This window comes from Allobosea sp. P4_C6 (genome assembly GCF_056402015.1).
In genome coordinates this window covers 1-12,780 of record NZ_JBFUIF010000012.1, presented here as the reverse complement: position 1 = coordinate 12,780, position 12,780 = coordinate 1, and the positions used below count along the sequence as shown (strand labels likewise).

The window sequence follows — 12,780 nt, the reverse complement described above, 5'->3', positions numbered from 1 at the left end:
CCCCGCTGGATCGGGGGTTCTCCGGGTGCTATCGCTTTCGGTGCGGCTGTTGCATAGTCCGGTCTCCAGCATAGAAAGCCGTCAATGGCTTCGGGGAGACGGATATGACGATCAGGATTTTGAGCGTGGCGGCGGTTCTCGCTGCCGGAGTTTCGTTCGCGCAGGCGCAGCAGCTCGCCCCGAGCCCGACACTGGATGCCGTCAAGGCGCGCGGCAATCTCGAATGCGGTGTGCATCTCGGCCTGCCCGGCTTCTCCTTCGCCAACGATAAGGGCGAATGGAGCGGCCTCGACGTCGATTACTGCAAGGCGCTTGCCGCCGCCGTCCTCGGCGATGCCACCAAGGTGAAGTACACGCCGACCTCCGTGCAGCAGCGCTGGCCGATCCTGCAATCAGGCCAGGTCGACGTGCTCTCGCGCAACTCGACCATCACCTTCTCGCGCAATGCGACGCTCGGCTTGAACTTCCAGGGCATCAACTTCTACGAGGGCCAGACCTTCGTCGTCCGCAAGTCGACGGGCGTGAAGGAAGCCGCCGGCCTCGACGGCGCCTCGGTCTGCGTCGCCGCCGGCTCGACCGAGGAGAAGAACGCCGCCGACTGGTTCCGCGAGCGCAACCTCAAGGTCACCATCACCAATTTCCAGAAGAACGACGACGCCATCACCGCCTATGATTCCGGCCGCTGCGACGCCTATACCGCCGGCGTCGGCGCCCTTGCCGGCCAGCGCGCCAAGCTCAAGAATCCCGACGAGCACGTCATCCTGACTCAGCCGATCTCGAACGATCCGCAGGGCCCCGTGACGCGCTGGGGCGACGAGCGCTGGCAGCTCATCGTCCGCTGGGTGCTGAACGGCACGATCGCGGCCGAGGCGCTCGGCGTCACCTCCAAGAACGTCGATGAGATGAAGGCCAACTCGAAGAACACTGAAGTGCGCCGTCTGCTCGGCGCCGAGGGCGGCTTCGGCGCCATGATGGGGCTGTCGAACGACTGGATGTACAACGCGATCAAGCAGGTCGGGAACTACGGCGAGAGCTACGAGCGCACCGTCGGCATGGGCTCGCAGCTGAAGCTCGAGCGTGGCCAGAACCAGCTCTGGACCAAAGGCGGCCTGCTCTTCACCCCGCCCTTCCAGTGAGAGCGGCTTGAAGAGCCTCTCCTCCACCGGATGAAGCGCACCGTCATCCCGGACAAGCCGCTCTAGCGGCGCCGATCCGGGGTCCATGCCTGACCGTTCCGGCATGGATCCCGGGTCTCCGCTTCGCTGCGCCCGGGATGACCGCGCGCTCGTGATACTCTCGACAGGCAAGGCGCATGACGAAAGCCCTGTCCATCATCAACGACAAGCGCGTCCGCGACTGGATCTACCAGATCGCGGTCGTCGTCTTCCTCGTCGGCATGACCGTCTTCTTCGTGCGCAACGCCTCGGAGAACATGGTCAAGGCCGGCATCGCCTCGGGCTTCGACTTCCTCTGGCGCACCTCGGGCATCGAGGTGCCCTTCGTCCTGACCGGCTACACCCAGGCCGACAACATCCTCGGCCTGTTCTGGGTCGGCGTCGCCAACACCATGCTGGTGACGGTGATCGCGATCGTGCTGGCGACGCTGCTCGGCTTCGTCGTCGGCATCGCCCGGCTGTCGGCGCACTGGCTGCTGTCGACCATCGCCGGGGCCTATATCGAGTTCGTCCGCAACATCCCGCTGCTGTTCTTCGTGCTGTTCTGGTATTTCGGCATCATCGCCGCCCTGCCGGCACCGCGCCAAAGCATCAGCCTGTTCGGCGTCGCCTTCCTCAACAATCGCGGCGTGACGATCCCGCTGCCGGACGGGCTGGAGAATTTCCGCGTCGCCGGCCTCGTAATCCTCGTCAGCGTCCTCGCCTACTCGGCCTTCGCGATCTGGGCGCGCCGGCGCCAGGAGCGTACCGGGCTGCACGCGCCGACTTTGCGGGTCGGCCTCGCCCTGCTGCTCGCCGTGCCGCTGCTGGCTATCGTCTGGGCCACTCTGGCGACGCGCTGGGACGTCCCGGCGCTGCGCGGCTTCAACTATCGCGGCGGCTTCGCCGTCATCCCCGAATTCGTCGCGCTGCTCGCGGCGCTCGTCACCTATACGGCCGGCTTCATCGCCGAGATCGTCCGCGGCGGAATCCAGTCCGTCTCGCATGGGCAGACCGAGGCCGGATCGGCTCTCGGATTGCGCTCCGGCCAGATTCTGCGGCTCGTCACCATCCCCCAGGCGTTGCGCGTGATGATCCCGCCGCTGACCAACCAGTATCTCAACGTGCTGAAGAACTCGTCCTTCGGCGCGGCCATCGCCTATCCCGACGTGGTCAGCCTGTTCATGGGCTCGGCCCTCAACAACACCGGCCAGGCGATCGAGATCATCGCCATGACGCTCGCCGTCTATCTCGTCATCGGCCTCGCCGTTTCGGCGATCATGAACTGGTACAACGCCCGTATCGCCCTGGTGACGCGATGAACCGCGTCTCGTCCCTCTCCCTCTGGCGCGAGCGTCTGTTCGGCACGCCCTTCACCGGCTTCGTCAGCGTGGTGCTGGCCTTCGTCATCGCCTGGCTGGCGGTGCCGCTGATCCGCTGGGCGGTGATCGATGCGACCTGGACAGGTACGACGCGGGCAGACTGCGCGCCGGGCGGCGCCTGCTGGGTCTTCATCCGCGCCCGCTTCGGCCAGTTCATGTACGGGCTCTATCCCCCGGACCAGCGCTGGCGGGTCGATATCGCCGGCATCGCCTTCTTCATCGGCATCGCTTCGGTCGTCTTCGCCCCGCAGCGGCTCAAGCTGAAGCTCGGCATCATCATGCTCGTGCTGCTGCCGCCGCTCGGCATCTGGCTGCTCTCGGGCGGGTTCGGGCTGCGCTATATCGAGACCCGCGAATGGGGCGGGCTGATGCTCACCTTGTTCATCTCGGTCTATGCGAGCCTGATCGCGATCCCGCTCGGCATTCTCTTCGCGCTCGGCCGCCAGTCGGAATTGCGCGTCATCCGGCTGATCAGCATCGTCTTCATCGAGTTCTGGCGGGGCGTGCCGATCATCGCGGTGATCTTTCTCGCCTCGCTGCTGCTGCCACTGATCCTGCCGGGCGGCATCGGTATCGACCGGCTGGCGCGCGCCGTGATCGGGCTCGGCTTCGTCATCGCCGCCTATATGGCGGAGGCCGTGCGCGGCGGCCTGCAGGCGCTGCCCAAGGGCCAGCGCGAGGCGGCGACGGCGCTCGGCCTGAACTACTGGAAGGCGACCGGCCTGATCATCCTGCCGCAGGCGCTGCGCATCTCGCTGCCGGCGATGACCAACGAGTTCATCGCCCTGATCAAGAACACGACGCTGGTGCTGGTCGTCTCGATCCTCGACCTGCTCGGCATCGCCCAGGCCTCGCTCGCCGATCCCAACTGGGTCGGCATGAACATGGAGGCCTATGTCTTCTCGGGCTCGATCTACTGGCTGATCTGCTTCGCGCTCTCGCGCTGGAGCCGGTCTCTGGAGAACAGGCGCAGGTTGTAACGGCGGCGTCGCGGAACCTTGCCGTCATTCCCGGGCGGGGCGAAGCGCAGACCCGAGAATCTCGTGAGGAGAGGTCACCGATGGCCCCTTCGGCCAGAGATGGTCGGGTCAAGCCCGCCCATGACGCGCTCTCTACGACTCAACAAAAAACCGGCCCGAAGGCCGGTTTTTTCTCTTTCGAGATGGCTCCCGCCTCAGGCGCGCACTTTGCTCCGGTCGCGCCGGCGGTCGGCGGCGGGCTGGTAGGCGATGCGCGAGTGGTGGCTGCAATAGGGCATGCCGGTCTGCGAGCGCGCGCCGCAGAAGCGGAACTCCGGCGTCGTCGGGTCACCCATCGGCCAGCGGCACATATACTCGCGCAGATCCATGATGGTGACGCGCTCCGAGAACGGGGTCACCACATCCTCCGAGGGAGCCGGGGCTGCTTCGGTCTCGGCTTCCGGGGAGAAATCGGGCGCCAGCGCATGAGCGCCGCGCGTCGCGGTGGCCGGCCCCGCCATGGGGTGGCTCGGCGAGCGCGTCGGCGCCTTGCGGGGGGCGGCATTGCGTGGCGTGGCCGGTTGGGCCGCGCTCTTGGCCCGGCCCGAAAGGCCGAGACGGTGAACCTTTCCGATCACCGCGTTGCGCGTCACATTGCCCAGCTCGGCGGCGATCTGGCTCGCGCTCAGACCGTCGCTCCAGAGCTTCTTGAGCAGCTCGACGCGCTCGTCAGTCCATGCTCCGGCTTCGTTCATCCGCATCACCTATCTTGTCCGGCCGGTCCTTGCGGAACCCGCCTTTAAGGGCGCTTCATGACGGAATCCGGGATCAGCGGCTTTGTCGCTGAGACAAAACCGTTGCTGCCGCTACAGACGGTACAGGGGACGCCGCACGAAATGTCGTATCTGACGAGGACGACCATACAAGCTGCGGTGACTCGCGAACAAGAGTCGGCGAATCCGAAAACAGCTTTTCCCCAGGCGATTCGCGATTGGGCCGTCAAGCGAATCCTTTTGGCAACACTGTCGCCACGGCTTTGAATTGACAGTTCCGGCCGCCTTAAGCATATTTATCCACAAGGTGACGCCGCCCGCTCGGGCGGCGCTTATGTTTGCGGATCAAGGCCCCGAACGATGCGGATGACGGCGCGACGAGAAGGCAGGAGCTGGGTGCGACGATAACGTCGTCACCGGGTCTCATCATGGCTGCAACCTGCAGCGTCCATCCCGGATCGTCGTTCTTCAGTTCAGCGCCAATCCGTTCTCACCCCGTCCCCCTTCGTGAGGATATCCATTCCATGGCTCCCGCCCCTGTTTCCGCCAGCCAGTCCGTACTCGTGCCGACCTATGCCCGCGCCCCCGTCGCCTTCGAGCGTGGCGAAGGCCCCTGGGCGATCACGGCCGACGGCACGCGCTATCTGGATTTCGGCGCCGGCATCGCCGTCAATGCGCTCGGCCATGCGCACCCGCATCTGGTCAAGACGCTGACCGAGCAGGCCGGCAAGATCTGGCACACCTCGAATCTCTACGGCGCGCCGGATGGCGAGCGCCTCGCCCGCAGGCTCTGCGAGGCGACCTTCGCCGAGCGCGTCTTCTTCACCAATTCGGGGGCCGAAGCGAACGAGTGCGCCATCAAGATGGCGCGGAAATACCACGCGGCGAAGGGCAATCCCGAGCGCTACCGCATCATCACCTTCGAGGGCGCCTTCCACGGCCGGACGCTGGCGACCATCGCCGCCGGCGGCCAGCAGAAATACATTGACGGCTTCGGCCCCAAGGTCGACGGTTTCGACCAGGTGCCCTTCGACGACGAGAAGGCGCTGCGGGCGGCGATCACGCCGGAGACGGCCGCGCTGATGATCGAGCCGATCCAGGGCGAGGGCGGCCTGCGCTCCGTGCCGCCGCGCTTCCTCAAGCTGCTGCGCGAGCTTTGCGACGAGAACGGCCTGATGCTGGTCTTCGACGAGATCCAGACCGGCGTCGGCCGCACCGGCAAGTTCTTCGCCCATGAGATGTACGGCGTCACGCCCGACATCATGTCGATCGCCAAGGGCATCGGCGGCGGCTTCCCGATGGGCGCCTGCCTGGCGACCGAGGAAGCGGCGTCGGGCATGACGCTCGGCACGCACGGCACCACCTTCGGCGGCAACCCGCTCGCCATGGCGGTCGGCAACGCCGTGCTCGACGTGGTGCTGGAGCCTGGCTTCATCGAGCGCGTCGGCCAGATCGCGCTCCGGCTGAAGCAGTCGCTCGCCGAGCTCAAGGACAAGCATCCCGACATCATCGCCGATATCCGCGGCGAGGGCCTGATGCTGGGCCTCAAGCTGCACACGCCCAACACCGATTTCGTCAACGAAGCCCGCGCCCACGGGCTGCTGGTGGTCGGTGCCGGCGATAATGTCGTGCGCCTGCTGCCGCCGCTGATCATCACCGAGGCGGATGTCGCCGAGGCCGTGTCGCGGCTCGACAAGACCGCCGGCGCCGTCGAGGCGACGCTGAAGCGTCCGGCCGCCGAATAAACTCAACCGATCCATCCCGCGAAGCGAAGGAAGCGCCCGTGACGCGCCATTTCCTCGACCTCTCCGATTTCTCCGGCAGCGAGCTGCGCGCCATCCTGCGCGCCGGCGAGGAGATGAAGGCGCGACGTCGTACCCCCGCCGCCGTCGGCGACCGCCTGCTCGAGGGCAAGGTCATCGCGATGATCTTCGAGCAGCCCTCGCTGCGTACGCGCGTCTCCTTCGACGTCGGCATCCGCGAGCTCGGGGGATCGCCGATGATGGTCGCCGGTCATGAGATCGAGCTCGGCGAGCGCGAGACCATCGCCGATACCGCGCGCGTGCTGTCGCGCTATGTCGACGCGATCATGATCCGCATCCTCGACCACGATTCGCTGGTCGAGATGGCGAAATATGCCACCGTCCCGGTGATCAACGGCCTGACCAAGCGCCAGCACCCCTGCCAGGTCATGGCCGATGTCATGACCTTCCAGGAGCGCAAGGGCGCGATCGCGGGCAAGCGCATCGCCTGGACCGGCGACACCAAMAACGTCCTGACCTCCTGGGTCCATGCCGCAGGRCGGCTCGACTTCGAATTGTCGATCGCGACGCCCGAGGAACTGGCACCGCCGCCAGCCCTGATCGCCTGGGCGAAGAAGCAGGGCGCCAAGCTCTCGCTGACCCATCGTCCCGAGGAAGCGGTCGAAGGCGCCGATTGCGTCATCACCGATTGCTGGGTTTCGATGGGGGACGACGACGAAGGCACCCGCCACAACCTGCTGCGGCCCTACCAGGTCGACGACAGATTGATGGAGCGCGCCGAAAAGGACGCGATCTTCATGCACTGCCTGCCGGCCTCGCGCGGCGAGGAGGTCACCGATCAGATCATGGACGGCCCGCAATCGGCCGTCTTCGACGAGGCCGAGAACCGGCTGCACGCGCAGAAGGGCATCCTCGCCTGGTGCTTCGGCGGGGTGGCGGCCTGATGGCCGTGGGCGACGCGAGCGACACCGCCGGGCTCGACGATCGGGTCATTCCCTTCGCCGTGCCCGATCTCGACGTGCGCGGCCGCGTGGTGCGGCTGGGCGCCTCAATCGATACGATCCTCGATCGCCACGGCTATCCCGCGCCCGTCTCGCGCGTGCTCGGCGAGGCTGCGGCGCTCACCGTGCTGCTCGGCACGGCGCTGAAGTTCGATGGCCGCTTCCAGCTCCAGACCAAGAGCGATGGCGCCATCTCGATGATGGTGGTCGACTTCAACGCGCCCGACAATTTCCGGGCCGTGGCCCATATCGACGAGGCCAAGCTCGCGGAGGCGATCGCCCTGGACAAGCTCTCGACCGGCGAGTTGCTGGGCGAGGGACATCTTGCGATGACAGTCGACCAGGGGACGGCCACGACCCGCTACCAGGGCATCGTCGCGCTCAAGCGCCAGAGCCTCGAAGAAGCCGCGCATCAGTATTTCCGCCAGTCCGAGCAGATCCCGACCCGCATCCGGCTCGGCGTCGGCACGGTCACGACCGGTGGCCGCCCGCAATGGCGGGCCGGCGGCATCCTCGTCCAGTTCATGCCGCATTCGCCGGAGCGGCTGCGCGCGGCCGACATCCACCCGGGCGACGCACCGGAAGGCCACGAGATTCTCGCCAACGCCGACCCGGACGGCGTCAGCGACGACGCCTGGATGGAGGCGCGCTCGCTGGTCGAGACGGTCGAGGATCACGAGCTGCTCGATCCGATGCTCGAAAGCGAGCGCCTGCTCTACCGGCTCTTCCACGAGCGTGGGGCGCGCGTCTTCGAGCCGGTCCTTGTCCATGAGGCCTGCCGCTGCTCGCGCGAGCGCGTGCTGACGATGCTGCGCGGCTTCTCGCCCGACGATCGCCAGGCGATGATCGCCGATGACGGCAAGCTCGGCGTCACCTGCGAGTTCTGCTCCCGGCGCTACAGCTTCGACCCGGCCGAGGTCGAGCAGGGGCTTGCGGCGGGGTCATAGGCGCACCGAGACCGCGGGAACCCCTCTGACATTGCCTGCGTGGTTCGGGATCAGCGAAGGTGGCGCTCGATTGCAGCTCGAATCGGAGATCGCTTTGCCTGAGCGGTTTCAGATGACAATTGGTGCCGATGCCGAGGTCTACCGCGCCCTGTTGTGCTGGCGCAAATGCGACGAGTTAGGCGTGGCCTCCGGTACGACTACGAGGAGTTATATAACGTCACCGTCGTGCGTTGCCGATCAGGCCATTCGGTTGAGCTTCTCATTCGCGCCAGCTCGCCCTTTACCCGTCCCACATTCGCGGGGCTTGGCGAGTCCGCTTTGTCCCCCGCAATGACCTCGTTGCCGCGTATTCCCTCAAGATCAGCGTGAACACGCGGTAATCGCAACCACAACAGGCAGCTCCGCCAAATCCGTGACGGGTTTGTTGGGGGGCAAGCTTCCGGGGTAGGTTTGGCGTCTGCCATCAAGCCCTCGGCCGGCCTCTCCGCTACCACGAAAACTTGATGCCCACGCGGCCATCATAGGCATGAGAGCGTCCATCGAGGCCGATCGAGTAACCGGCGGAGGCGTAGATCGCAGTATTCCTCGTGATCTGCGCATCGATCCCGGCCTTGATCTCGCCCCAGGCTCCGCCAAGATCCGAGCGGAAGGGGATAAAGCCGGTCGCCGAGGAGAACGAGGTCTTGGGGCTGCCGAGGAACTCGTCCCAGAGGCTCGCCTTCAGCCAGGCGGTCATCATGCGCGGTTTGGAAGTCGTTGTCCCCTCTTCGAGCGCCCAGCTTCTGGCGAGGCGAGCGCCGATCCGTCCGGCCAGTGACTCGACTTCCGAAAAGCGCACCAGAGCCGCCCCGTCATTGCCGGAGCCGTTGACCAGTATCTGGTAGATGACCTGCGCTTGCGGCTCGATGATCCAGCCATTGCCAAGAGCGATCGGGTAGCCGCCTTCCAGCGAGGCCGCGAAACCGAAGCCTTCTCTGTTGAGCTTGATCAGGCGCCTGGAGTCGGCTTGCGCATCGAGCCATGTGCCCTGGACGACACCATCTAGATACCAGCCAGAGGCGCCAAAATGCGTCCAATAGGCGCCGATCGAATAGCCGTCGATGGTGTTGGTGCCGGCGTTGATGCCGTTAAAGTGCCGAACGTCGCCCTGAATGCGGCCGATGGCGCCATAGACGCCCGCGTGATCGCGGCTGCCGTCGCTATTGTAGGCGCGATAGAGATCGAGGCCGGCCTGCAAGCCATAAATATCGTAGTCGAAGCTCGGGCCGCCGCCGAAAATTCCGCCCGGAGCGCCATTCTGGTTACCATGGGTGCCGATGATCCGCGCCCAACCGACGGCGTTGGAGCTGCCGGCTGCGGCCGCGCTGACGGGCAGGCGCAGGGTCGTGGTGCAGCGAAAGTTCGTCTCGGGGTTCTTGCACCAGATGGTGCGTTCCTCGGTGACGGGCGGCGCGTCCAGCATACCCTGTTCACCGACCCGCTCATGCAGGCTGTCGATGATCGTGCGTCCATAGATCAGCCCCATCGACGGAAGAGCGGAGTAGAGGGAGACCTCCCGGCGGTAGTTGGGGATCGGAGCAGGCGCCGGCGGCGTCGGCGTAGGGCCCGGCGTTGGAGTTGGCGGGTTTGGCGTAGGCGTGGGCGGAACGGGCGTCGGTTCCGGTGGAATGGGGGTGGGGTTAGGTGGAACGGGCGTTGGTTCCGGCGGAATGGGGGTCGGGTTCGGCGGAATGGGGGTCGGGTTCGGCGGAATGGGGCCCGGTTCCGGCGGAATGGGGCCCGGTTCCGGTGGAATAGGGCCCGGAGTGGAAGTATTGCGCAGATACCAGTTCTGGGGGCCCGAGGTGTCCGTGCTGCCACGATACAGCGTGTATTCATATGGACCTGCAACCACCGGCCTGCCCAAGGAGAAGGCTCCCGASCTGGTGGTGCCGCCGTTCTGCGCGTCGACCACGAGAATGCCGTTGCCGAGGGTCAGATCTCCGGCGCCAATCGTATTCGAGACCAGGAGTGAGGATGTCCCGCTGGCTTGCCCACCGAGGATGGCAAGCCGATCCGACGGTGAACCGTCCGTCCCGAGAAATGTGTTCAACGCGATTGAGCCGGCTCTGCCGACATAATCCCTGACCGTCAGCGTCTTATAGCTTGCGAGTTGCGACAGGTCTCCCGTCGGGGGGCTGTAAATAATTTGGCTGTTATCGTTGGTAACTGATGTTGCCGTGGAGTTTCCCGTCATCGTCCAGACGGTGGCCTGACGAAGCGTGACGGCACTGGCGTTGCCGCTGGGTGTCGTGATGACGCCTTGTAACGTCGACCCTTGCGCGTCGAAGGTGGTGGTGCCACCCCCGCCTGTCGCCAGCAACGTATTGTTGTTCGTGACCGCGATCGAGTTGACGAGCCCGATGTCCGCAATCGCCGCCTGCACCGAAAACGAGGCGTCGCTCGCCTGGATAGCGGCGTTGCTGTAGCGCAACAGGTTGGTTCCGCCACTGTCGAAGGTAAAGCCGACCCCGCCAATGCCGGAGGCGGTGACATTGGTGCCGGTCATGGTGACGCTGCCGCCATTCTGGATCCGGCCACCGGCTCCGTTGATGACAATAATCACCCCGTCCGTCGTTTCGATGCGGCCACCACCAAAGGCATTCAAACCCGAGTTGCCGGCGCTTCCGCTGACGCTGACGTTTGTGTTCTGGGTGGTGATCGCGCTTCCGGCGTCTAGCGCCTGTAGGCCCTTCTCGCCGCCGCCTGCACCCGTGACGTTCACCGCGCTGTCGACCAGATGCACCTGACCACCGGCCTCGGCGCGGGCGCCGATGTCGTCGCCGCCACCATTGGCGGCAGAGATTGTGAGATTCTGAGCGTTGATCGTGCTGCCGCTGCCGGACGCGACCAGCCCCCTGCTTCCGCCGCCACCCGAAAAGGTGACGCTACTGCCCCCGGTCAGGCTGACGCTGCCGCCATTCTGTGCCTTGGCTCCGATAATGCCGCCGGCGTTGCCCATGGAAACCAACAGGCCATCAGCGAGAATGCGGCTTCCCACCCTATCGGCCAGCAGCGCGGAGGGAATGCCCCCGTTTGGATTGTTGATCGATGAGCCAGGAGTGAATTGGATGAGGCCACCGTTGAGAGCCTGAACGAGGCTTTGGCCGCCACCATTGGGCCAGTCGATCGTGACGCCCCGGGCAATGATGGTGCCATTGTCCGCGCGCATCGCTACGGCTCCGCCACCGCCGTCGTTGCTCAGGGTGATGCCGTTCGCCACGATGCGTCCGCCGGTGCTGGCGCTGAGCCCCAGCCCACTCGCAACGATCGGACCGCCCAATGCGCCGACGCTGGTCGTTCGAACCGTGCCGTTGATGATGGTCAGTGAATTGTTGTTGGAATCGACGCCCGTACCATAGCCATGGGCCGTCACGGCCCCGTTGACCGTGACATTTGCGCTATTCGTAGCCGTCACGGCAGTCCCGTATCCGACGGTGACGTTACCGACCACGCAGGGAGGCGGACCGTTCTGCACAACGCCGCCGTTTGCGTTTGGCGGGATGGTGCACGTGGTCTGGGCGCCGGCAGGCGTTCCGAGCATTCCCGCCGCACACACCGTTGTGCCCAATAGTGACTGCGCCAGTCGTCCTAGCATCGGTCATCGCCTCGCTGAGCCTGACCGATCAATTCTTCAGACCATTATGGTTAAGATTGCGTTAGCGCTGCCACGAAAGGAGCACTAGGGGCTGTTAAAGGGGAGCTTGGCTGGGAATGACAACGGATTGGCCGCCATTCGCATCGACGCGCGAGCGCCGGTCACCCATGGTCCCGGTTTATGAAAGTCCCCGAACCCCAGTTCATAATCAACGACAACGCCCCCCGGACGGGCCGATAATCTACAACGACCCGGACGCGCCGAAGCCCATGACTAAGGCACGGCGGCTGGTGTGCTTCTTGATAAGTACCGTCTTGTTGGGATGCGCCCTGATAGCATTCATTGCTGGGGCCGAAGAACCGAAGCCCGGTCTAATGTTCATTACCGCCTTCGGCTTCGCGTTCGGCGGGGTCGTCTTATTGTTCTCAGTACTGTTTCCGAATTTTTACCTTGCCCGTGAAAGACGCGGCCGCGCTGTGAATTGATAGCGTGACCTTATTGCTGGAGGAAAAGCATTTCGACGATTTCTGCTCTGAGATGTCGCGGCAGTAAGTCTTCAAACGAATGCGGAGTGCACTTGTCTCCATCGTCGTCGCCGGCATCCGCGCGAGGCGGGCAACCGACACATTGACAGCGTTCAATGACGAGGCCGAGTGACAGCAGGCGAGATACGCGCAGGTATTCGAGGTTCAGCGGGGGGTCTCGGTGGAGCAGCAGGGCGACCTGACGCAGGATCTCGCCGGTGCCGAGCACCGTTCATGCCGGGTCATTCTGGTCGTGGATCGTGAAGGCAAGCCGGGCACAGTCAATGTCGCGGGATTTTCGGAGACATGCCGGCCAGAGAACTTCGATCTCGATTTGGCGTTGGCGGTCCTGCCAGTGCTGCATGATGAAGCGCACTAGGTGTTTGATCCCAGGTTTTGATGGTGCGATCTTTTCCATCGGATGGAAGGAGGCACTATGGGCCAGGTTCTGCACGGGAGCGCCACAACGACGGAGGCGATCCGTCGAGCGATACAGCATAGTCAAGCGAGCCTGAGGGCTCTGGCAAAGCGCTACGGCATCAACCAGAAGACCGTCGCGAAGTGGAAGAAGCGGGCCTCGGTGGCTGATCTGCCGACGGGCCCGCAGCAGCCGGCTTCGACGGGCAGCCGGCTTCGACGG

General features: G+C 65.0%; 9 protein-coding genes and 1 pseudogene. 8 read left to right on the top strand and 2 right to left on the bottom strand.

The window, feature by feature from the left end; translation table 11 throughout:
- Nucleotides 1-104: 104 nt before the first annotated feature.
- The 3 genes from AC1DVA_RS11070 to AC1DVA_RS11060 all read left to right on the top strand — a co-directional run bounded on the left by AC1DVA_RS11070 (nt 105) and on the right by AC1DVA_RS11060 (nt 3,516).
- Nucleotides 105-1,136, top strand: coding sequence for an amino acid ABC transporter substrate-binding protein (locus tag AC1DVA_RS11070; RefSeq protein WP_476805962.1), 1,032 nt, complete (start codon nt 105-107; stop codon nt 1,134-1,136).
- Between the two features lie 176 nt (nt 1,137-1,312).
- On the top strand, nt 1,313-2,476 hold the full coding sequence (locus tag AC1DVA_RS11065; RefSeq protein WP_476805961.1) for an amino acid ABC transporter permease: 1,164 nt from the start codon (nt 1,313-1,315) through the stop codon (nt 2,474-2,476).
- Nucleotides 2,473-3,516, top strand: coding sequence for an amino acid ABC transporter permease (locus AC1DVA_RS11060; protein ID WP_476805960.1), 1,044 nt, complete (start codon nt 2,473-2,475; stop codon nt 3,514-3,516). The genes AC1DVA_RS11065 and AC1DVA_RS11060 overlap by 4 nt, the downstream gene beginning before the upstream one ends.
- A 194-nt stretch (nt 3,517-3,710) precedes the next feature.
- On the opposite strand, the gene AC1DVA_RS11055 is transcribed toward AC1DVA_RS11060, so the two are convergent.
- Nucleotides 3,711-4,250, bottom strand: coding sequence for a GcrA family cell cycle regulator (locus AC1DVA_RS11055; protein ID WP_476805959.1), 540 nt, complete (start codon nt 4,248-4,250; stop codon nt 3,711-3,713).
- 542 nt (nt 4,251-4,792) lie between these two features.
- Here AC1DVA_RS11055 and AC1DVA_RS11050 point away from each other — a divergent pair.
- Genes AC1DVA_RS11050 through AC1DVA_RS11040 form a run of 3 tightly spaced genes read left to right on the top strand, consistent with a single transcriptional unit; the run spans nt 4,793 to nt 7,979 of the window.
- Nucleotides 4,793-6,013 (top strand): acetylornithine transaminase, encoded by a 1,221-nt coding sequence (locus AC1DVA_RS11050; protein ID WP_476805958.1) that lies wholly within the window; start codon nt 4,793-4,795, stop codon nt 6,011-6,013.
- 38 nt (nt 6,014-6,051) lie between these two features.
- Nucleotides 6,052-6,975, top strand: a complete 924-nt coding sequence (gene argF / locus AC1DVA_RS11045) for an ornithine carbamoyltransferase (protein ID WP_476805957.1) — start codon at nt 6,052-6,054, stop codon at nt 6,973-6,975.
- Nucleotides 6,975-7,979 carry an Hsp33 family molecular chaperone gene (locus AC1DVA_RS11040; protein ID WP_476805956.1) on the top strand — a complete coding sequence of 335 codons (1,005 nt, stop codon included), beginning with the start codon at nt 6,975-6,977 and terminating at the stop codon, nt 7,977-7,979. Before argF ends, AC1DVA_RS11040 begins: the two co-directional genes overlap by 1 nt.
- A 487-nt stretch (nt 7,980-8,466) precedes the next feature.
- On the opposite strand, the gene AC1DVA_RS11035 is transcribed toward AC1DVA_RS11040, so the two are convergent.
- A complete protein-coding gene (locus AC1DVA_RS11035; protein WP_476805955.1) occupies nt 8,467-11,436 on the bottom strand; it encodes an autotransporter family protein in 2,970 nt (989 codons plus the stop codon).
- A gap of 885 nt (nt 11,437-12,321) precedes the next feature.
- On the opposite strand from AC1DVA_RS11035, the gene AC1DVA_RS11030 reads away from it, so the two are divergent.
- Nucleotides 12,322-12,519: a hypothetical protein gene (locus tag AC1DVA_RS11030; protein WP_476805954.1), complete on the top strand. Its 198-nt coding sequence runs from the start codon at nt 12,322-12,324 to the stop codon at nt 12,517-12,519.
- A gap of 57 nt (nt 12,520-12,576) precedes the next feature.
- Nucleotides 12,577-12,780: pseudogene (locus tag AC1DVA_RS11025) on the top strand (IS481 family transposase); the annotation flags it as partial.